Here is a 20,088-nt window from a genome sequence, read left to right on the forward strand (position 1 = left end):
TGCCGAAGCAGGAGCCAAAGAGAGAGGGGTGAATACAAATGGCAGCACTTCACGGGCAGCAAAACACCTTATACATCCCTTCCTCCGTAGAACAGGAGATGTCTAAGTACATGTTCGCTTCACTGCCACAGGAAACCTGCGGGGTTGTGCTGGGTGAAGCCGCAGCGGGCGGCATACGAATCAGTCGGTTTCAGCCCATTCGTAACGTAGCGCCTGACCCGCTGCACCATTTTGCATTGGATGATGCAGAATGGATCCGGTGTGTGTTCAATGAGCCACAACTTATCGGACTCTTTCACTCCCACCCCCGAACCACTCCCGTACCTTCCAATGAGGATCTGCGTAACCTACCAATTTTCGCCGGATTACTCAAGGTCTATTTTATAGGCTCGCCTGATCAGACAACTGGTACACAATCAAAGATGCTTCTAAATGGTTATCAAATTCATTCAAATGTTGATTCAAGCATTGGAATGAGCCATGTCCAATCATACAGCTTACAGCCCGCCCAGCTATGCGTGACTTAACTGGGTGTAAAGATCACCCAATGTTTCTACATTTTTGCGAGACATATCCTCCAGATAACAGGACCATAACTGTGCTGTCATTTTGGCGTCCTCCAAAGCGTGGTGGCGTCCATAGATCGGAATACTTTTGGATTCCAGCAATTCATCCAGACCATAGCCCGGCCTGTTTGGTTCTAGCCAACGTGCCAGCATCATCGTATCGATGAGCCGGTGCGTTAACCTTACTTTGGATGTCCGCCACAAGGCCGCATTCAGAAAAGCCCGATCATGCGCGCTTGCATGGGCAACCAGTACACTTCCGCCAACAAAAGACATGAAGTCATGCAAGCCTTCCAGGAGCGACGGAGCATGCATCGTCATTTCCTGAGTAATTCCCGTCAGTTCAGTAATGTGTTCCGGAACGGAGACTTTGGACTGAACCAACGTATAGAACTGCTCATTCTCCAGCATCACACCGCCATTAATACGCACCGCCCCAAAGGAAAGGATCTCATCCCCATGCTGGGGCGAGAAGCCCGTCGTTTCTAGATCGAATACGACAGCATTCAATTCGTTCAAGGGTGTGTGCAGTACCTCGGGTCTGCGCTGTTCTCTCATCATCGAACGGATGAACGCCATATGTTGCGCCGTAGGGGCTCCCATTATGGAAGCGATGGCGGAAGGAACCCCTCCCTGGCGCAGCGAATTCCAGAATCCAGTATTGCCCCTTGCCGGCTCTCTCATGGACGTCTCCTTTCTGCAAAACGAAGTTGTCTTTGCAGCGCACGATGTACTCGCCGCACCAACCCTAACGTATCCCGGAGTTCATAAAGCATTTGTTTTTCCTTCAACTGTCTCTCATTTAGGAAACCACCGCTATGCTGTAACCCCTGTTTCATCACAACGGGTGTACTGCGTCGCAGTTTCAAAGCCGTCATAAAGGCTCGCTGAGCTGAATCCAGCAAAGTAAGCGGAACTGCTTCGAGTGATACCAATCTCTGAATCCGCTTGAGCGTGGACGTTTCTTTGATACCATGCTGTAAAGCCAGAAAACGCGCACTGTTCACCAGCGGAATATACAAGCCGTATTTCACATCGAATCCACCTGCATGTTCACCGAATCGTTCGGTCACTACCCTTCCGAGGATGTTCAGTGTTGCCTTATGTTTAACGGTATTGCGCAGCACAGCATCAGAAAGCTCAGGAACCGATCTGAATCCTTCATAAAATGCAGAAATCCATTCCTCCGCGAGCTGTGGCTCACCTGCAACAAAACGCATGTCTGAAGCGATAATCAGATTGCGAACCGGCTCCCATGACAGGTCCGATCCCCATGCTTTCAGTTGTTCCTTCCATGACTCCAGCGTTTTCCTCCATAAAGGTTCCGAACACATCACTTTGCCTTCACATTTGGCGTAGCCAAGTGCCTCCAACATATCGGTTATCCGGAGTCCGAGTTCGGCAAAATATACCTCTTTCCCCTCATCCGGGGTATCGCTGATAATCATGCCATTATCCTGATCACTCCATAACGTCGCTTCTTGCCTGCCGGAACTGCCAAATACGATAAAGGCATAGGGGACGGGAGGTCGGCCTAAGCCTTCCTCTACCATCCCCTGGATGCATAATTCTACTGCCCGCCGAGCAACCCGGTCATGCAGTTCATTTACCGTCTGGTACCATTCAATCGGCGACAAGGAAGCGGACAACAGTTCCTGGAGCTCATTCTGCAATATCACACGTGCCTGGCGCAGTTCTTGAGAAGATGCCGCACCATCTATTCCCTGATAGGACCAGGATTGATTTATATACGGGATGGGTTCCATCATGTCCAGCCTCCTTGAAGCATGATTCAGCAATCATTCCTCTTAGGAGCTGAACGTACCGCCATTGGATTTAGTTTCTACATTTTTCATTTGTTCAGGGTACCCGTAAGTACCATGCTCACTTAAATCCAGACCCATTGTTTCTTCTTCTTCCGTTACACGGATTCCCATGATAGATTTCATACCACCGAGAATAATGAAGGACATAATCAGTACGAAGGCAAATGCGCCTGCCAGACCCAGAAGTTGAACACCCAGTTGGTGGAAACCGCCACCGTAGAACAGTCCCGCTTGACCTACGCCTGCATTCTCAGCAAGTTCTGGTGTTGCGAACAAACCTGTGGAGATCGCTCCCCACATACCGGCAATACCGTGTACAGAGAAGGCGTAGATTGGATCATCAATTCCTTTACGCTCAAAGAATTGAGCAGTGAAGAATGTGATAATACCTGCCAGAGCACCAATAACCAGTGCTGCCCATGGTTCAACGAAAGCACAAGCACCTGTGATGGCAACGAGTGCCGCAAGCACCCCGTTCAGCATGCTAGGAATATCGGATTTACCCAATACAGCCCATGAGATCAACAGTGCAGCCACACCACCAGCAGCCGCAGCAACGTTTGTAGTCAATGCTACATAACCGAAGAATCCATCACCCATGGCAGATAATGTACTACCTGGGTTGAAACCGAACCAACCGATCCAAAGGATAATTACACCGAGTACGGAATAAACTTGGTTATGACCTGGAATGATGTTAGGTTTACCATCTTTGTTATATTTGCCGATACGCGGCTTCAACAAGATGGTAGCTACCAGTGCGGCAGTTGCACCCGTCAAGTGGACAACCGTCGAACCTGCAAAGTCTTGCATACCAAGCTCAGCCAACCAGCCGCCGCCCCATACCCAGTGAGCAACAACCGGATACATGATAATGGTGTACAGCGTACCGAAAACGATATATACACTCATCTTTGCACGTTCAGCCATACCACCGCAGGCAATGGCCAGGGATACTGCTGCAAAGGCAAGGTGGAATACAAACTTGATTGTTAGCGGAACATCAGAGAAGGCCAGTGATTCGAACGAAGCCGCCATTCCGTCCCCACTCAGGAAAAATCCGGTTGTTCCGAAGAAACTGTTACCATTACCGAAACCAAGACCGAAGCCTAGAGCCCAGAAGGCAATAACTGAAATTCCCAATGTCAGGATTGTTTTACCCGCAATGTGTCCTGCGTTTTTCATTCGAGTTGAACCCGCTTCAAGTAAAGCAAATCCCCCTTGCATCAGGAAAACCAGCACAACAGCCAGAAACGTAAAGGCTGAGTTCAGACCGCTTTGAAGTTCGATGTTAGTCGGCCCCTCCGCAGCTGCAAATGCGCTGACCGGGAAAGCCAATAAAGTAAGCATTATTAACACCGAAACCAACCATTTCTTTCTCATATACCCCACTCCCTCTTATGTTAAGTTTCTTCACATATCGTGAAACTCTTAATGCCATTATAAGCAGAAGACAGGAAAGTTGACAAGAGTATTTTCAGCAAAATTGAAAAATATTTCTGGGAATAAAGTCATACGTCTTTTTCTTGCACTTAAGTACATAATCATGTCCCATGAGTACATAGATATAGAAACGCAGCTTGACAGCCGTCAAAGCGTAACGTTTGACTGTATGGTTAAAGATCATGTATCATAACTAATAGTAAGAAAAAAATTGGGCGGGTTATGCAAAGCCGCAACTGGAATCTACAATTCCCTACATTTGAACTTGCAAGCGAGGTGAATATCATTGGGGATATGAAATTGTTTCGGATTGGCGAACTTGCCAAAACTGCAGGTGTGAGCGAACGGACGATTGATTATTACACAAAGCTCGGTCTCATCGCTCCTGAAGAGCGCACAGAAAAAAACTATCGTCTTTATAGTAATGAAACTTTAACCAGGCTCGAACGTATTGTACACATGAAACAAGAGAAATATAGTCTCGACGAGATTAAGCAATCTCTTGAGAAGTGGAGTCTTGTGAGCACGGAAGAACAGGTTGCCAGCAAACTGACAACATTGGAGCTCCACGTGCAACAGCTGGAGCGAGAGGTGAATGAGCTTAAACCGCTGCTAGGCGAGATGAAACCTGTACAAGCACGCAAGATGATGGCCGGACTGCTCACCAAAAGTGCTGGTACGATGGAAGCTTTGAAAATCTTGCTTGAGAACACCATGATGTAGCTTATTATTTAGAAAGCGGAGGAATGAATATGAGTTTTAATAACGGTATGTTCGTTTTGATCATTATCGCCTTTTTGCTCTCCTTATGGGCGCAATTTCGCGTTAAGAGTACATTCAATCGTTGGTCTAATGTTAAAAACCTGAATGGAATGACCGGTTACGATGCTGCCCGTCACATGCTTGATTCCAATGGCCTACACGACGTTCCTATTGAACCCGTGCGTGGAGCACTCTCCGATCACTACGATCCAATCAATCGTGTCGTGAGGTTGTCTGAGCCTGTATATTATGAAAATTCAATCTCGGCTGTCTCCGTTGCGTGTCACGAAGTTGGCCATGCGATCCAGCACAAGGAAAGTTATCCGATGTTGGCACTACGTCACCGGATTTTCCCGATCGTCAACTTTGCATCCGGACTTGCGCCCTTCTTGCTCATTGCTGGATTCATCTTTAATGCAATGAACCTTGTCGGTATTGGTATTATTTTCTTCTCCGTAACCGTTGCGTTCCAACTCATTACGTTGCCGGTCGAGTTTAATGCTAGTAATCGCGCAAGAGAGATTATGGTATCGGAAGGTTATATCCGGAACGAAGAAGAAAGAGGCGTCGCCAAAGTATTGAATGCCGCAGCATTAACTTATGTCGCTGCAGCGTTAATCTCATTGCTGGAACTGGTTCGTTACATCGGAATTTTCAATAGCCGCGACTAATTCAATACAAAAACAAAAAAACAATACCCCACCGTTAATCGGATGGGGTATTGTTTTGCTGTAAACCGAAATAATTAAGCAAGAATGAACGAAATGACTGCGCAACAAGCGGAAGCTTGTCATCCGCTCGATGGATCAACCCAATCGTACGCGTGACTTTGGGATGAGAAATGGCTACATGTGCCGGTTGCAGCGGATTCGTCTGGAAAAGCGCCATTTCTGGCAGTAAACTCACTCCCATACCGGCGGCAACCAGCCCACGAATGGTATCCGTCTCTTCACCCTCAAAAGCAATCTTGGGCGTAAATCCCGCTTCAAGACATGCGTGCCAAACAATCGGACGCAGAGAATACCCTTTACTGAATAATACAAACTTATCATCTTTAAGTTGCTCTAACGCAATGCTCTCTTCACCAGCCAATGGATGATTGGGCGGAAGGATTGCATGCAGTTCTTCCGTAAGCACAATGTCACCATCTACCTGGTCGTGCTTTTCCGGAAATGGAGATATAAATGCCAAGTCCACTTCAGCCGATAACACATCACGAATGAGCGTTGGGAACATGCCTTGCTTGAATCTGAATTTGACGTTAGGATAACGCTGACGGAACGCTGCTACAACCGAAGGAATCAAGTGAATACCGAGACTATGAGGAAAACCAATACGAATTTCACCATGCTCCGGGTCGAGAAACTCATGAACCTCCCCGACCGCTTTGTCCAGATCTTTCAATATACCTTCAACCCGTTTGCAAAAGAGCTGCCCGACTGCGGTCAACTGCAGATTTCGCCCTTTTTGCATAAAGAGGTCTACTCCCAGTTCTTCCTCCAGCTGATGAATCTGACGACTCACCGCAGATTGCGCTACGTGCAATTCCTCCGCCGCCTGCGTAACATGCTCCTTCTGTGCCACTTTCAAAAAGTAATGCAACTGTCTTAATTCCACTGCCACTGATCTCTCCAATCTGCTATACCCTACTTATCCTTGATTGCATTCCGTCTTCAGATCAATCCGACTACTGCTTAAAGCTGCGGGGTTTCCACAAGCGGATGAGAAGTCCATAAATGAAGAATCCACCTAATAACCCACCCAAATGCGCCATCCAGTTAATGCCTGTCATGGCAAAGGAAAAAATAATTCCGAATACAAGCAGTGTATACAACGTTTTACGTGAGGTCTCGTCCATCATTGTCCGCTGGAACAAAGCTACATACAGAAACGCACCATAGATTGCATAGATTGCTCCTGAAGCACCCACCGAGATTGTCGTCGCTCCAACCGAGTTATACCACGCAACAGCCAGAATGTTGCCCAGAATGCCTCCACCCAAGTACAACACACCATATCTTACCGACCCAAGCAGCCGTTCCATTGGTGGTGCAAATACGATGAGAGCAAAGCTGTTAAACAACAAATGACTGAAACCAGCATGCAAGAACATGGACGTAATGTAACGCCACCAATCTGCTGCAAATAACTCGTGGTTAACAAGCGCTCCAAACTTAAGCAGCGTCATACTGTTTGTGGAACCACCGTTCAAACTCAATACAATAAACATAACAACATTGGCAATTAAAAGAATCGACGTCAAAGGAAAAAATTTCAAATAACTTTTCCAGTTCTCATACCTTATAAATATCATAAGTTTCTGCTTTCACTCCACCCTGTTCAGATCGGCCTGTAAGTCTGACCCATTCTAATGATCCTTCGTCCGAATTGGACAATGCCTTTCATAAAAGATTATAATGGATTTTGGCACGGATCACCAACTTATAAGGAGGAACATTATTATGGCACAAGAACGTACAGGCGCAGCCACCTTTAAAGGCAACCCTATTACATTGATCGGACCCGAATTGAAAGTGGGCGATCAAGCACCCGATTTTACACTGAGTAAAAACCTGGTTGAAGATGCATCCTTGAAAGACTTCGCAGGTAAAATCAAATTAATCAGCGTTGTTCCTTCACTGGATACTGGCGTATGCGATGCCCAAACCCGTCGCTTCAACGTTGAAGCAGGAGATCTCGGAGACAATGTTGTCGTATTGACAGTAAGCGTTGACCTTCCATTTGCACAAGCACGCTGGTGTGGAGCAGCCGGAGTTGATCGCGTCGTAACACTGTCTGATTACAAAACACGTTCATTCGGTGAAGACTACGGTGTTCTGATCAAAGAATTCCAATTGGACATGCGCTCCATCTTCGTGTTGGATGCTGAAGACCGAATTACATATGTGGAATATCTGCCTGAAATGACAGACTCCCCTAACTTCGAGCAAGCGATTTCCGCTGTAAAAGCCTTGCTGTAAAAGGTAGTTCACGTTCAGAACAAAAGCGAGGAAGGTTAACCTTCTCTCGCTTTTTGTTATTCACCCATCTATTTCAATCATTTGACTTATACTTACTCAGCTTCTTATCCAATACGGAGAACAAGTTCATGATCGTGCGATAATTAGAACCCAGATCTCCAAGTGAACCACGTGAAGCCGAATACATATCGACCGCACTGCGTACAGGACTTACCGATATAATGGAAACCGTAATATCCATCGTCCGTCCAAAGGTAGTCCGCTTCTCCAGTATGACCTCTCCCACAGAAGGCACTTCATGCAGCACTTTATAACCTGGAATTTTTTTGAGTGTCGAAGAAACCTCTTCCCAGGCTCTGTCTTTGGATAAGTTATAATACCGTGTTTTTAATTTGGGATCCTTGGCTCGATCGCTGGTTCCCTCCATGCTGCGGATGATACCGACGAGCGTTCTCTTTAAGGTCAAGACCCTTCCTCCTTTGAATGTAACCGTTCCATTTATGTATACTAGTGTAACATTGTTCATGTAGTAACAAAAGGGCAAGCGACACTTTTAACAAAATACAGCCTATTCAACAAAATAAGCTCAAATAAAAAGCACCCTGAAATTCCTCGATTAGAGGAAAGAGTCAGGGTGCTGTACATGATAAAATAGGAACCCGCCTATGCCGTCCGGCTACATTGTCTTATGAACCTGCTTGGCAGGTGGGTGGCCGCAAAAATGTTTTTTGAAGTCCCCATGTCATATAGACAGGGCGTTTCAGCAACATTCTGTATTGATCTCCCGAAGACATCATCATTGGTTCAAAACAACGAATAACCGAAACGTACATCGCAGGATGTACAATTATTATATCCCTAACTGTGTAAAAAGTAAATGGTGACAGCTCATGTTTTATTTTTGGAGATTATCGTGTTTTTCGTCAGATGATTTAATCTCAGATGGTTCAGCCGTCTCTATCGTCTCAACTGACTCCCCTGCCTGTTCAGCGGCTTGTGCAGCTTCCTCTTCTTCTTTCTTCAGCTGCATCTTCTCCATCTGCTCCTGCATCTTATTAAACGTTGCGTAGAAGTTGAAGAAAGCAAACCAGGCAACAATACTAATAATGAAGAAGATGAACAAGACCGGATAACGAAAACCGATATAGAACAACAATCCACTTCCCAACAACGTGGAAAATACACGGAATGGTCTAATCAGCGTCAATAGAACCGCATTTTTGATAATCAATCCGATGGACATGTGGTAATGCACAACCATCGAGAAGAAGTTAAAGAGAGAAACAAACAGCAGCAGCAACAGTACGAGCATAATAATTCCGACCAGCTGCATATTCTTGAATTGTGTCATGTATACTGTGTAATCCAGATACATGATGGCAAACAGCAACGTATAGAAGATGCCTCCGATTAAACTCTGCTTGTAGTTCTCTTTGTAACCTACAAAGAAAGTACGGAAGATCGGTACGTCCGTATCACCCATATTCCATTTACGAACAACCGTAAACAGCGCCGACGTTGCCGGGAATAGTGTAAGCGGTGCCACAATGGCTATAGCCCAGTTCATTTGTAGTGATTCGTTAGCCAGGTTCTGCTGCATCACGAGCAGTTTCATAAACAAGAAAAACAAGAACGGAGACGAACAAATAGCCCACAACAGATTGGTTGCGGCCAGTCTCGTAATCCACTCTGTAAGTCGGTAGATCCCACCCATAGCTCCTTTAAATTCCAAACAATTCTCCTCCTCCGCAGCCTTGCGTCTAGCCTTAATTCTAATAATATTAATATACCTTATTATAGATAGGAAAAGCCAGCCCTTCCCGAAAAGAGATCGACGGCTCACTGGTTTGGCATAATCTGCACATAAAAAAATGGAGCAGTCGCCCTGCCCCATTTTCCAGTTCACACTTGTATATTATTCGAAAGAAGAATCTTTGGCAGGACGACGTCCTTCGTTGTTGCTTGGACGCGGTTTGCGGTCACGGTTGTAACCACCTTCTCTGCTTCCACTTCCACTTCCAGTTCCACTGCTGTTACGATCGCGGTTGTATCCACCACGTCCGCCGCCACTGCTGTTGCGATCACGGTTGTAACTACCGCCACCACCACTGCTGCTGCGGTTGCCGCTGTAACCAGATGGTTTGCGTCCGCCAGAGCGAACATCCGGTTTACGACGTTTTGCACGGATCGGATCTTCAGGAGTCAGATCAACTTGAGCATCTTTTTTGTCACCTGTCAGGAGCTTCAGAGCAGCTGACAACAGTTGAACAGAATCATATTGCTCAAGCATTTGAATCGCGATACCTTTGTATTCGTTCAGTTCGCCAGATTGTACGATTTCGAGCAAACGCTCAGCTGTCAAACGTTGTTTTCCTTCTACAGCCTCAGCCATTGTTGGCAGTGGTTTGCGCGGAATACGGTGACGTGTTACACGCTCGATAAAGTGCAGGTGGTCGATCTCACGCGGAGTAACGAAAGACCAAGCAGCACCCTCTTTACCCGCACGACCTGTACGGCCGATACGGTGAACATAGCTCTCCGGATCTTGCGGAAGGTCAAAGTTCACAACGTGAGTTACGCCGGATACATCGAGACCACGTGCAGCCACGTCTGTTGCAACGAGAACGTCAATGCTGCCGTCACGGAACTTACGCATTACCGCATCACGTTGATTCTGGGACAAGTCACCATGAAGACCGTCTGCAGAATATCCACGTTTTTGCAAAGCTTCAGCCAATTCGTCAACACGACGTTTTGTACGTCCGAATACGATCGCCAGCTCAGGAGATTCCATATCCAACAAACGGCTAAGTGCTTCGAATTTTTGACGCTCAGGTACTTCGATATAGGATTGGTCAATCAATGGTGCACTAACATGTTTCGGGATCACAGAAATGTGCTCAGGATTGTTCAAGAATTGTTGTGCCAATTTTTGAATGTTAGGAGGCATTGTTGCTGAGAACAGCATTGTTTGGCGCTCGTCTGGAACTTGTTTCAGGATGGATTGAATATCCTCCATGAAACCCATGTCGAGCATTTCATCTGCTTCATCCAATACAACAGTTTGTACATCATCAAGTTTGATTGTTTTGCGGTTGATGTGGTCAAGGAGACGTCCAGGTGTACCAATAATAATCTGTGGTTTTCTTTTCAATGCACGAATCTGACGAACGATATCTTGTCCGCCGTAGATTGGCAGGGAGCGCAGACCTTTGAAGCGAGTGAGTTTTTCGATTTCTTCAGCAACTTGGATTGCAAGTTCACGTGTAGGTGCCATAATGAGGGCGCGGATTTTCTCGTCACTTTTAGTGATTTTGCTGATCAACGGAATACCGAATGCAGCTGTTTTACCCGTACCTGTTTGTGCTTGACCAATCAAATCTCTGCCTTCGAGTGCCAAAGGAATCGCTTTGGATTGGATCGGTGTTGCTTCTTCAAACCCGAGCTCAGTGATGGCTTGCAGCACCAGTGGTTCAAGATTGAAATCTGTGAAATTTAAATTTGTCAAAATTATTCATGCTCCTTTTATATGGTGGACATGGTGGACAATCCACTTTGTTGTCTGTATTCTTAAGTAGCGTTAATATTTATAGGGTATCCCATCAAGCCAAATTATTTTCACGAACGAATATAATTCCATGAATGGGTCCCAAACATAAGACTAAAACTACATACATGTGTTTGAAACATTTCAAAATTTTATTGCTCCATTTAGGAAAAGTTTCCTACTCAAGAATATCCACAAATTATTATATCACAAAACAATTCAAGATTACCAGCAATCTGGCTTTAAATATAAATGAGGTGATTAAATTGCCCAAAATGATTTGGCACTTTTTAGTGATCGTATTGGGTGCTGCAGCTATTGCCTGCGGCTTCAACTGGTTTTTGGTTCCCCATCAGCTTCTTAGCGGCGGGGTATCCGGTATTTCCATGCTTCTCGGCTATTTTACGAATTTGAATCTTAGTATAATGTATTTTGTTCTGAACATCCCTCTGCTCATTGCAGGTTGGTTTATTCTTGGACGACGCTTCATTACATTAAGTATTGTTTCGGTAGCAGCCACTTCATGGTTCATCGCGCTTCTGCCTGTTTTTGCTGTGGCAACAGACCCCCTTCTGAGCTGTGTATTTGGCGGCGTGTTAGTGGGACTGGGTACCGGAGTTTCTTTCCGAGTCGGCGGCTCGACGGGCGGTCTGGACATTGTTGGTTCCATTTTCACCCGTAATCGTGATTTCCCGATTGGTACGGTAATGGCTGGCATGAACGGAGCCATTATTATGCTGGCAGGATATCTGAATGATGACTGGAATATCGCGCTTGCCTCCATGGTATCGATCTATATCACAGGTAAAGTGCTGGATCTGATTCATATCAGCCATGTCAAAGTCACATTGTACATTATTACCAATGAAACCGAAGCGATGTTGAAAAAATTGCTTGTTCGCCCTCGTGGGGTCACCAAAATCAAAACCCAGGGAGCATATACAGACATCGAAAAGGACATGTTAATGACAGTGACTACTCGCTACGAACTCGTTGAAATCAAACGAATTATCAAGGAAACGGATCCGAACGCCTTTGTTAATATTGTGGAAACGGTTGGAGTTATGGGCTCTTTCCGCCGAAGTTGAGACAGATGTACGGTTAACAATTCTAAACATTGTGGTATAATAACGGTGTACGGCTCCTAAATATGTTGTATAGCAGAATGTGCCCTTCAATTTCACAGAACCATGTGCTTTTCCGAATCGCGCCGAATGACTTACCATTTTGGAATTCGAGTAGGGAAGGGTGATTATTGTGGATATGGAAACGGTAAAACTGTTTGAAATCGTCAACAAATGGTGCCCGGAAATGCTCCCTTTCTTAAAACCGAATGAGCTCGACTCACTGATTGTTCTCCGGGATGGGCTGGGCATCCTGGAACAGGGAGACGCAATGGAAATCATTCAGTACAGTATTTGTGAGCATCAAAATGAGATCTACATTCAATAATTTTTTTTAGATTGATCACGCCGCTTCTTGTGGGGGTTACCCCTCAACAGGAAGCGGTTTTCATTTTCCCCATGTGTTTCATCACTTGAATAATATGGTTAAAAGCCCAGAGGCTTTATTGTATAATTCAAACATGGAATGCACATAGGGGAGTGGAAATGAATGAACATGTTTTGGGCTTTACTGGCTATGGCCTGGGGAACCTTCAGTGGTACACCAGCTACAGCTGATCAAGGGAATCAACCCTTTCAATCATTAACAAACAGTTTCAACACCGCCATCATTCAATCTCAAAAAGATCAAGTCGTTATTGATGCGGATAACCCACCTGCCAAAATTGACCCACAACCCGATGCACCCGTTGTCAAAGGCATCTATGTGACGGCTTACAGCGCCGGTGGTGCACGGATGACATCATTACTCGATCTGATGGATAACACAGAGCTCAATTCCATGGTCATTGATATCAAGGACGATCTCGGATACATAACTTACCCTACGGAGAACAAGACGTTACAGGAAATGGGCAAATCTCAGCCTTTTATCCGTGATATTGATGCCTTGATGAAACGTCTGCAAAAACATGATGTTTACCCGATCGCACGAGTGGTAGTATTTAAGGATACGATTCTCGCCAAGAAAAATCCGGAGCTCTCTTTCCGCAATAAGGACGGTTCTGTATGGGCCAATGGTAAAGGCGACAGCTTCGTGAATCCCTACAGCAAGGAAGTATGGGATTACAATATAGAGATTGCCAAGGAAGCTGCTAAATTGGGATTTAAGGAAATCCAGTTCGACTATGTTCGTTTTCCGGAAGGTTTTGAAACGCGTGCAGACGCATTGAAATACACCAAGTCTGACAAGTCTCGGGTCGACATTGTAGCCGAATTCGTGCAGTATGCACGCAAGGAGCTCGAACCGCTGGGTGTTCGAGTCTCGGTTGATATATTCGGTTACGCCGCCTCTGTTCCAGCAGCCGAGGGTATTGGACAGGATTTTGTGAAGATATCTGAAAACGTGGATGTCATCTCGCCGATGGTTTACCCAAGTCACTACTCCACCGGCTGGTACGGTGTGAAGGACCCTGACAAAGATCCCTATACAACCATCAAAGGCTCCATGAAAGATACACATAAGAAACTGGATCCAACCAAGGAGCTGAAACCCGTTATCCGCCCATGGATTCAGGACTTTACAGCGAGCTGGTTAGGCAGTGGACATTACATCAAATACGGCAAAAAACAGGTAGAGGACCAAATTCGCGCGATGAAAGACATGGATGTGGATGAGTACCTGCTCTGGAATGCCTCCAATCGATATACACCAGATGTAAACTATAAATAATGCACTCTTTTTTTGTTCACTTTACTCCAATAACCTCGTTCCATATTCTCTGGAACGAGGTTTTTTACTATGCTCTCAACCTTACCTTCCACACAACCACGTTCCCCTCCCTATTCAAATCGGGCAAAATCTACTACAATAAATAGCTGTCCGTACATGACAGTTTAGTGATAACTCTTAAGAAGTGAGGCACTGCCAGTGAACATGACCACCACCAGCTTTTCTCAAAAAGTAAAGCAATTCCTGATTATATTTCTACCCATCTTCACCACACAAATCGCCCTCTCTGCCATGTCGTTTTTCGATACCAATATGTCAGGCAAGTTCTCCCCTGCTGATCTCGCGGGTGTCGCCATTGGCACAAGTCTGTGGTTGCCGGTGCAGACAGGACTAAGTGGTATTCTAATTGGCATTACACCTGTCGTCTCCCACCTGCTCGGTTCGAAGCGTAATGACAAGATTGGTCATAGCGTCATTCAAGCCTTATATCTCGGTGTGGCGGTCGGAATCGTCGTTCTTGCAGCAGGCACATTGCTGCTCAGTCCGATTCTAAACGGAATGCCTTTGGAGCCGCGAGTTGCCCAAGTCGCCTTCTATTTCCTGTGTGCTTTGGCTTTTGGGGTTATCCCCCTTTTCGGCTACACTGTGCTGCGGAGTTTTATGGATGCACTGGGACAGACAAGGATCACCATGATGATTACGCTGGTTTCGCTGCCAGTAAACATCTTCCTGAACTATTTACTTATCTTCGGACGTTGGGGCTTCCCACAACTGGGAGGTGTTGGAGCAGGTGTGGCTACAGCAAGTACATATTGGCTCATTTTTCTCCTCAGCCTCTTTTTCGTACACCGGATTGAGCCCTTTGCCCAATATGGTATCTTTCGGAAAATGCCTAAAATTTCATTGAACAAATGGAAAGAGCTGCTCAAGATCGGCGTCCCCATCGGTTTCGCTACTTTTTTTGAAACCTCCATCTTTGCAGCGGTCACATTATTAATGAGCCGGTTCGACACCATTACGATTGCTGCCCACCAGGCGGCCCTGAATTTCGCTTCTACGCTGTATATGCTGCCTGTGAGTATATGTATGGCCCTTACGATTCTTGTGGGCTATGAAGCGGGCGCAGGGCGTGTGAGAGACGCAAAGCAATATAGTCTCCTGGGTATCGGAGGTGCCATTGGGCTCTCTCTGTTAACAGCTGTGGTATTACTGGTATTCGGGGAACAAATTGCAGGCGTGTACTCGAATGATCACGAGGTTATTGCTTTGACACAGCATTTCCTGATTTACGCCATCTTCTTTCAAATCTCTGATGCCATTGCCACCCCAACGCAGGGAGCACTTCGGGGCTACAAGGATGTGAACCCTGCATTGATCATAACGTTTGTCGCGTACTGGATCATCGGTCTACCTGTCGGCTACATCACGGCTACGTATACTTCACTCGGTGCCTTTGGATACTGGGTTGGACTCATTGCCGGCCTCGCCGTTGGAGCAACGGCGCTTCTCTGGAGATTGTTCCTTGTGCAGAAGCAAGCCTCGGTTCGTATGGCTGAAAATAAATAATGGAAATATAACAAAAAGAGCACAGCCCGCTGTAAATCGGAACTGTGCTCTTTTTGTTTTGAACTTTTGATGATAACTGGATTATTGGGACAAACGCTGTGCAAGCTCGTAAGTCACCATATCGAAGTCTTTTTTCGTATTAACAACTTTATCAATATCGGTCAGGGTCAGTTCTCCCTTGATAATACCGCAACCTTTGTCTGTCTCACCTGCAATCAGACTGCGAACAGCGAAATCTCCCAGACGACTGGCAAGGTTACGGTCAAACGGAGTTGGCGTACCTCCACGCTGAATGTGACCCAAAACAGTTACACGTGGCTCATATGTTGGGCAGCGTTCCATCAGTTCTTTTGCTACATCCTCACCTTTGCCCACGCCTTCAGCAACGATGATGATACTGTGGCGTTTGCCATGTGCAAAGTTGGCTTTCATGCGATCTGCCACTTCGTCCATGTCAAACGGGACTTCCGGTACTAGAATGGTTTCTGCACCCGATGCGAGTCCTGCATGTAAAGCGATATCGCCACAGTGACGACCCATTACTTCAACGATGGAAGAACGTTCGTGTGAAGACATGGTATCGCGCAATTTGTTAACTGCATCTACTACTACGCTTACTGCTGTATCGAATCCGATCGTGTAATCGGTGAAAGAAACGTCATTATCAATCGTTCCCGGAAGACCCATCGTGTTGATGCCCAGCTTGCTCAGTTTGTTGGCGCCGTTGTATGAACCGTCCCCACCAATAACAACCAGCCCGTCAATGCCGCGTGCACGCAGAATGTCTGCACCTTTTTGCTGACCTTCAGCGGTATAGAATTCCTTGCAGCGTGCCGATTGCAGAACCGTTCCCCCACGCTGGATGATATCCCCTACACTCCGCAAGTCCATTGGGAAAATATCGTTATTCAAAAGACCCTGGTATCCACGTTGAACCCCGTACACTTCGAGACCGTGAAACAGTCCGCTGCGAACAACCGCACGAACAGCCGCGTTCATCCCTTGTGAATCACCACCGCTCGTTAAAACTGCGATTTTCTTTACTGCTGTCATGATGTTTCTTCCTCCTCTAGTTTCACTTCAGGCTCCCACCACAATACGCCTGACTTACATATGCTTACGAATCCAGCGGCTAAAGATAAAGAAAAATACTCTTGTCATCGGACTATTCTTCATCAAACGCTTGGAAACGACGCGAACTTCCTGTTGTTCGCTGACTTTGGGATCAGACAGGTAAATGGCAAGCAGTCCTTCGATAATCATCCGGTGAAACGCACTCCCCGGAATTTTCTGCACATCACTGCGGGCCATCTCCACAATAAAAGCAATTCGGTCCAGCATTGTCTCCACATTCTCATAATAATTGCAGAAGTTGAGATCCCCTCCGATGCGATCTTCATCCTGATCGATTAAATAATCGAGCATAATATGCAGTGCGCATACATGAGGAAAATAGGCAGTGTGGATCGAAGCCGCCTGCTCTTCTGTCAGCTGATCATCACTCGCAGCCAGAAACAGCATGAATACGCCCAGCGTAGAGCCGGTAGCGGCGGCAAATTCGTTCCAACGGAACTGAGGTGTGCGGTGACGATGTTCCGACCACCATTCCAGCAATGCCGTTTCTCTCAGTTCCGGCTTGATGTGCTTATATACCTGCAGGTCCGTGTATAGGCCTGCCAGATCCTGAATTTGAGGCTTGGCGGATGCATAGCCTGGCAGCTGACGGGTCAGCTCTTGACATGAGGTCACCAGATTCCTTAGGTATCCACCATCATCCTGCTCCTCACGGAGCGCGTAATAATTGACAGGGGTTGCTTCGGGATCTACCGCATCAAGCATTGATTGATGGAGAAGCCGAAAGTCATTCGGGTCCATCGATGTACTGCGATCACACAGATTGTCCAAATAATCACTAATAGTCTGATATGAAACGATCAGTGGAATCAGAATGTGCCTGTTCGGCAAATCAGGTAAAGCATAAACGGTCCCGCCTTCACAGTGGAACTGCTTGTCCCTGAGACTGGCCAGTGCCTGATTGCGCAATTCCTCATTCGGAATTTTCTCAGCCTGGGCACGCCATCCATCCAATTCCTTCCGCGTTTCCGGAATGGTGTATTTGTACACCCCTCTCATCAATGCCAACGGTCCACGCGGATATTGATGACGATTTCGATTTGATTGGCTCAAAATAAATGTGCCTCCACTTGGTTGAATACGTATTAGAGCGATTTTTAACCAATCCTATTATAATATGATCCCCTTAATTGTACAAATGATCTGCCACATAATCACAGCAAAAAATCACATTCGCGAACAACTTGTTGCAAAATAACTCATCATTCATTTGCGTCACTCGTAATTCAACTTTACAACAATCACTATTAACATGGACTACTTCCACAATGGCTGTCAAAAAATACAATCCATAATCATGCGCGACTCGGGGATATTAAATTCTGCATTACAAATTACCCACAAGGAGGAATTCAAGTATGAATAAAGCAACCATTGTTTCTCTATCTGCATGCCTAATGCTGGCTGTATCCGGTGCATCTGTATCTGCATCCGCTGCAACTGAACCAATGCACAAAATGGAGAAATCCATACACAAAGCAGAGCACAAGGCAGAACACAAGATGCACATGAAATCGCATAAAGGCAAGGAACACAAGCTACATCAGGAATCCGTTAACAAAGAGCATAAAATCCATGCGAAAAGCGTTACACCAAAAGCCCTTCCCAAAACAGGATACGGCGGTGTAAGCGAGTAAAAAAAGTAACAAGAGAAAAGGAAAAGCTTTTTCTTTTCTCTTGTTCTTTAATTTATTTTATAAGGATGAGAAGCGCATGAAAAACTACACTTCATTAGCCGCTATTGTCATTTATCTAATTATTGTGTCCCTGATCTTATCTCCAGCACATGGCTTGAAGGAACAGACCGCTTTCCGAACAACCGCTCCTAACGATCACATTGATGCTGGTACCGAGATAAAAACAATAATTCGCCAAACCATGGTCATGAAGAAGCCGGTCCGTTTGTGCATTCCATCGGTTCATTTGAGTACTTCAATCATTCCTATTCATCTGTCAGAGGATGGACAACTGCAAGTACCCAAGTCCAGTGAGGTGGCAGGTTTATATGCAGATGGAGTTTTGCCTGGAGAAAACGGAAATGCAATTGTTGCCGGTCATGTGGACAACTACACAGGTCCAGCCATATTCTACCCACTCAAAAATCTGAAACCGGGTGCTTTTGTTTTTTTGTTTGACCAGAACAACCAATATATGAAATACGAGGTCTTGGAGGTTCAATCTTATTATACGCAAGAAGCTCCTTTGGACAAAATATTCGGTGACAGCCCTGAAAAGCAGTTGAATCTGATCACATGTACTGGAAAATACGATCGCAAAAAAAAAGAGCACGAAAAGCGTCTTGTCGTGTATACCCGATGGGTTGAATAACATTTAAGAGGAGATAACCATGCATAAATGGATAATCATACTCCTGGTTAGCTGTTTGTTTATGAATATGCAACAATTGAAGCCTGCCGAGGCTTCTTCCACCCCAACAGAACGTGAAATCACTCAACATCTTGAATCTCTTTTTTCACAAAGATCGAAATACTTAGCTGCACAAAATAATAATATGGACCGCTATTATGATATTAAATCTCCCTTGAGCCGTCACGCTCACACCATGGAAGTCAATCGCAAAACCTATCTTCATGCATGGGCCGAACATCGTAACATGAAAATTACCGATGTACTGTCCAAAATCCATATCTCCAAAATTCGTGTTAGAGATAACACGGCGACCGTTTCTTTGGGACATTCGCAGCAGATCACATACGCCTATAATGACCAGTTATCATCAACCCATTCGTTTGGACTCGGAACGTGGCATGCGGTGACACTGAAAAAAAAGAATGATCAATGGATCGTTTGGAAGGAATGGTACCTCGATCCGCTGGAAGAAAATCCTCGTCTGATTGCAGCGGGAATGCCTTCTCCACCGCCCCATCGTCCTGTACTGAAGGACGGCAAGAACTACAAACGAAAACAAGCGGTGGCCTACGCAAACAAATATGCGGGGATCGCTTGGAGAGCGAACGATAATGTCAGATATAATGCCAAATATAAAAATTACAATAATCTCGGGGGCGACTGTACCAATTTTGCTTCCCAGGCTCTTGGAGACCCGGCGGAAGGCGGCGGGTTACCGATGAAAGGCGCGTGGAGATACCATTTTTCCAAGGGTGGCACCAGAACATGGGTACAGACGGATGCATTCAAAAATTTCATTCTGTATTCCGGGTATGGGAAACGAATCGCGACAGAATCTTTTTCGAAGCTGGTGGAAAAAACAGAGACTCACCCCCACGGGTCAATAGGCGAGCTCGCGGCTGGCGATCTGATCGCCCATGTCATGCATAACGATGTAGACCATTTCTCCATAGTTACCGGATTCGATCAACGCGGCTATCCTCTCGTCAATTCCCACACTGCCGACCGATTTCAGGCGCCGTTTGACTTGGGCTGGGACAATAAAACAACGTATATCCTCATTCATATTCGGGACTGATCGCATCACAACACACATA

21 protein-coding genes and 1 other RNA gene are annotated in these 20,088 nt (G+C 45.9%); 11 read left to right on the forward strand and 11 right to left on the reverse strand.

Annotated elements, in window-relative coordinates; genetic code table 11:
- Window positions 1-38 precede the first annotated feature (38 nt).
- A complete protein-coding gene (locus gpAD87_RS16145) occupies window positions 39-527 on the forward strand; it encodes a Mov34/MPN/PAD-1 family protein (RefSeq protein ID WP_064639194.1) in 489 nt (162 codons plus the stop codon).
- Here the strand turns inward: gpAD87_RS16145 and gpAD87_RS16150 are convergent.
- Genes gpAD87_RS16150 through gpAD87_RS16160 form a run of 3 tightly spaced genes read right to left on the reverse strand, consistent with a single transcriptional unit; the run spans window position 513 to window position 3,775 of the window.
- Entirely contained in the window at window positions 513-1,250 is a 738-nt protein-coding gene (locus tag gpAD87_RS16150; protein ID WP_063564793.1) for an exonuclease domain-containing protein, read from the reverse strand. The two genes, gpAD87_RS16145 and gpAD87_RS16150, sit on opposite strands and share 15 nt — an antisense overlap.
- Window positions 1,247-2,341: a DUF294 nucleotidyltransferase-like domain-containing protein gene (locus tag gpAD87_RS16155; protein ID WP_442950738.1), complete on the reverse strand. Its 1,095-nt coding sequence runs from the start codon at window positions 2,339-2,341 to the stop codon at window positions 1,247-1,249. The genes gpAD87_RS16150 and gpAD87_RS16155 overlap by 4 nt, the downstream gene beginning before the upstream one ends.
- A gap of 33 nt (window positions 2,342-2,374) precedes the next feature.
- Complete coding sequence (locus gpAD87_RS16160; protein ID WP_064639195.1) at window positions 2,375-3,775, reverse strand: ammonium transporter; 1,401 nt, start codon at window positions 3,773-3,775, stop codon at window positions 2,375-2,377.
- 354 nt (window positions 3,776-4,129) lie between these two features.
- Between gpAD87_RS16160 and gpAD87_RS16165 the strand changes: the two genes are divergently transcribed.
- Together gpAD87_RS16165 and gpAD87_RS16170 are read left to right on the forward strand one after the other, a co-directional pair.
- The gene (locus gpAD87_RS16165) at window positions 4,130-4,558 is read left to right on the forward strand and encodes a MerR family transcriptional regulator (RefSeq protein ID WP_063564944.1); all 429 of its coding nucleotides are present in this window, start codon (window positions 4,130-4,132) and stop codon (window positions 4,556-4,558) included.
- Between the two features lie 29 nt (window positions 4,559-4,587).
- Window positions 4,588-5,268, forward strand: coding sequence for a zinc metallopeptidase (locus gpAD87_RS16170; protein WP_063564795.1), 681 nt, complete (start codon window positions 4,588-4,590; stop codon window positions 5,266-5,268).
- A 34-nt stretch (window positions 5,269-5,302) separates the two neighbouring features.
- On the opposite strand, the gene gpAD87_RS16175 is transcribed toward gpAD87_RS16170, so the two are convergent.
- The gene (locus gpAD87_RS16175) at window positions 5,303-6,214 is read right to left on the reverse strand and encodes a LysR family transcriptional regulator (RefSeq protein ID WP_024629242.1); all 912 of its coding nucleotides are present in this window, start codon (window positions 6,212-6,214) and stop codon (window positions 5,303-5,305) included.
- Between the two features lie 70 nt (window positions 6,215-6,284).
- Entirely contained in the window at window positions 6,285-6,911 is a 627-nt protein-coding gene (locus gpAD87_RS16180) for a rhomboid family intramembrane serine protease (RefSeq protein ID WP_063564796.1), read from the reverse strand.
- Window positions 6,912-7,059: 148 nt separating this feature from the next.
- On the opposite strand from gpAD87_RS16180, the gene tpx reads away from it, so the two are divergent.
- Complete coding sequence (gene tpx, locus gpAD87_RS16185; RefSeq protein ID WP_063564797.1) at window positions 7,060-7,578, forward strand: thiol peroxidase; 519 nt, start codon at window positions 7,060-7,062, stop codon at window positions 7,576-7,578.
- A 73-nt stretch (window positions 7,579-7,651) separates the two neighbouring features.
- On the opposite strand, the gene gpAD87_RS16190 is transcribed toward tpx, so the two are convergent.
- From gpAD87_RS16190 to gpAD87_RS16205, 4 genes are all read right to left on the reverse strand, one after another.
- Window positions 7,652-8,044, reverse strand: coding sequence for a DUF1499 domain-containing protein (locus gpAD87_RS16190; RefSeq protein ID WP_024629239.1), 393 nt, complete (start codon window positions 8,042-8,044; stop codon window positions 7,652-7,654).
- A 186-nt stretch (window positions 8,045-8,230) separates the two neighbouring features.
- Window positions 8,231-8,422, reverse strand: a non-coding RNA gene (gene ssrS, locus gpAD87_RS16195) — 6S RNA.
- Window positions 8,423-8,473: 51 nt separating this feature from the next.
- Window positions 8,474-9,310 carry a YesL family protein gene (locus gpAD87_RS16200; protein WP_064639196.1) on the reverse strand — a complete coding sequence of 279 codons (837 nt, stop codon included), beginning with the start codon at window positions 9,308-9,310 and terminating at the stop codon, window positions 8,474-8,476.
- A gap of 183 nt (window positions 9,311-9,493) precedes the next feature.
- A complete protein-coding gene (locus gpAD87_RS16205) occupies window positions 9,494-11,086 on the reverse strand; it encodes a DEAD/DEAH box helicase (protein ID WP_063564799.1) in 1,593 nt (530 codons plus the stop codon).
- Between the two features lie 314 nt (window positions 11,087-11,400).
- Between gpAD87_RS16205 and gpAD87_RS16210 the strand changes: the two genes are divergently transcribed.
- The 4 genes from gpAD87_RS16210 (at window position 11,401) to gpAD87_RS16225 (ending at window position 15,487) form a co-directional block, all read left to right on the forward strand.
- Window positions 11,401-12,213, forward strand: coding sequence for a YitT family protein (locus tag gpAD87_RS16210; protein WP_371121400.1), 813 nt, complete (start codon window positions 11,401-11,403; stop codon window positions 12,211-12,213).
- A 175-nt stretch (window positions 12,214-12,388) separates the two neighbouring features.
- Window positions 12,389-12,577, forward strand: a complete 189-nt coding sequence (locus gpAD87_RS16215) for a hypothetical protein (protein ID WP_170867818.1) — start codon at window positions 12,389-12,391, stop codon at window positions 12,575-12,577.
- Between the two features lie 162 nt (window positions 12,578-12,739).
- The gene (locus tag gpAD87_RS16220) at window positions 12,740-13,921 is read left to right on the forward strand and encodes a putative glycoside hydrolase (RefSeq protein WP_064639197.1); all 1,182 of its coding nucleotides are present in this window, start codon (window positions 12,740-12,742) and stop codon (window positions 13,919-13,921) included.
- 204 nt (window positions 13,922-14,125) lie between these two features.
- Window positions 14,126-15,487 carry an MATE family efflux transporter gene (locus tag gpAD87_RS16225; RefSeq protein WP_064640975.1) on the forward strand — a complete coding sequence of 454 codons (1,362 nt, stop codon included), beginning with the start codon at window positions 14,126-14,128 and terminating at the stop codon, window positions 15,485-15,487.
- 81 nt (window positions 15,488-15,568) lie between these two features.
- On the opposite strand, the gene pfkA is transcribed toward gpAD87_RS16225, so the two are convergent.
- On the reverse strand, window positions 15,569-16,540 hold the full coding sequence (gene pfkA, locus gpAD87_RS16230; RefSeq protein ID WP_053783630.1) for a 6-phosphofructokinase: 972 nt from the start codon (window positions 16,538-16,540) through the stop codon (window positions 15,569-15,571).
- Window positions 16,541-16,594: 54 nt separating this feature from the next.
- Entirely contained in the window at window positions 16,595-17,674 is a 1,080-nt protein-coding gene (locus gpAD87_RS16235; protein WP_175480778.1) for a tetraprenyl-beta-curcumene synthase family protein, read from the reverse strand.
- 305 nt (window positions 17,675-17,979) lie between these two features.
- Here gpAD87_RS16235 and gpAD87_RS16240 point away from each other — a divergent pair, with 305 nt between their 5' ends.
- The 3 genes from gpAD87_RS16240 to gpAD87_RS16250 all read left to right on the forward strand — a co-directional run bounded on the left by gpAD87_RS16240 (window position 17,980) and on the right by gpAD87_RS16250 (window position 20,069).
- Window positions 17,980-18,258 carry a hypothetical protein gene (locus gpAD87_RS16240; RefSeq protein ID WP_064639198.1) on the forward strand — a complete coding sequence of 93 codons (279 nt, stop codon included), beginning with the start codon at window positions 17,980-17,982 and terminating at the stop codon, window positions 18,256-18,258.
- Between the two features lie 76 nt (window positions 18,259-18,334).
- Complete coding sequence (locus gpAD87_RS16245; protein WP_064639199.1) at window positions 18,335-18,949, forward strand: class F sortase; 615 nt, start codon at window positions 18,335-18,337, stop codon at window positions 18,947-18,949.
- A gap of 19 nt (window positions 18,950-18,968) precedes the next feature.
- On the forward strand, window positions 18,969-20,069 hold the full coding sequence (locus tag gpAD87_RS16250; protein WP_064639200.1) for an amidase domain-containing protein: 1,101 nt from the start codon (window positions 18,969-18,971) through the stop codon (window positions 20,067-20,069).
- Window positions 20,070-20,088: the final 19 nt, after the last annotated feature.

It is taken from the genome of Paenibacillus sp. AD87 (genome assembly GCF_001659845.1).
GTDB classification, from domain to species: domain Bacteria; phylum Bacillota; class Bacilli; order Paenibacillales; family Paenibacillaceae; genus Paenibacillus; species Paenibacillus marchantiae.

Coding starts and splice junctions, on each gene's coding strand:
- gpAD87_RS16145 (WP_064639194.1), top strand. CDS start 39: ATGGCAGCACTTCACGGGCAGCAAAACACCTTATACATCCCTTCCTCC.
- gpAD87_RS16150 (WP_063564793.1), bottom strand. CDS start 1,250: ATGAGAGAGCCGGCAAGGGGCAATACTGGATTCTGGAATTCGCTGCGC.
- gpAD87_RS16160 (WP_064639195.1), bottom strand. CDS start 3,775: ATGAGAAAGAAATGGTTGGTTTCGGTGTTAATAATGCTTACTTTATTG.
- gpAD87_RS16165 (WP_063564944.1), top strand. CDS start 4,130: ATGAAATTGTTTCGGATTGGCGAACTTGCCAAAACTGCAGGTGTGAGC.
- gpAD87_RS16170 (WP_063564795.1), top strand. CDS start 4,588: ATGAGTTTTAATAACGGTATGTTCGTTTTGATCATTATCGCCTTTTTG.
- gpAD87_RS16180 (WP_063564796.1), bottom strand. CDS start 6,911: ATGATATTTATAAGGTATGAGAACTGGAAAAGTTATTTGAAATTTTTT.
- tpx (WP_063564797.1), top strand. CDS start 7,060: ATGGCACAAGAACGTACAGGCGCAGCCACCTTTAAAGGCAACCCTATT.
- gpAD87_RS16210 (WP_371121400.1), top strand. CDS start 11,401: ATGATTTGGCACTTTTTAGTGATCGTATTGGGTGCTGCAGCTATTGCC.
- gpAD87_RS16215 (WP_170867818.1), top strand. CDS start 12,389: ATGGAAACGGTAAAACTGTTTGAAATCGTCAACAAATGGTGCCCGGAA.
- gpAD87_RS16220 (WP_064639197.1), top strand. CDS start 12,740: ATGAACATGTTTTGGGCTTTACTGGCTATGGCCTGGGGAACCTTCAGT.
- gpAD87_RS16225 (WP_064640975.1), top strand. CDS start 14,126: ATGACCACCACCAGCTTTTCTCAAAAAGTAAAGCAATTCCTGATTATA.
- pfkA (WP_053783630.1), bottom strand. CDS start 16,540: ATGACAGCAGTAAAGAAAATCGCAGTTTTAACGAGCGGTGGTGATTCA.
- gpAD87_RS16240 (WP_064639198.1), top strand. CDS start 17,980: ATGAATAAAGCAACCATTGTTTCTCTATCTGCATGCCTAATGCTGGCT.
- gpAD87_RS16245 (WP_064639199.1), top strand. CDS start 18,335: ATGAAAAACTACACTTCATTAGCCGCTATTGTCATTTATCTAATTATT.
- gpAD87_RS16250 (WP_064639200.1), top strand. CDS start 18,969: ATGCATAAATGGATAATCATACTCCTGGTTAGCTGTTTGTTTATGAAT.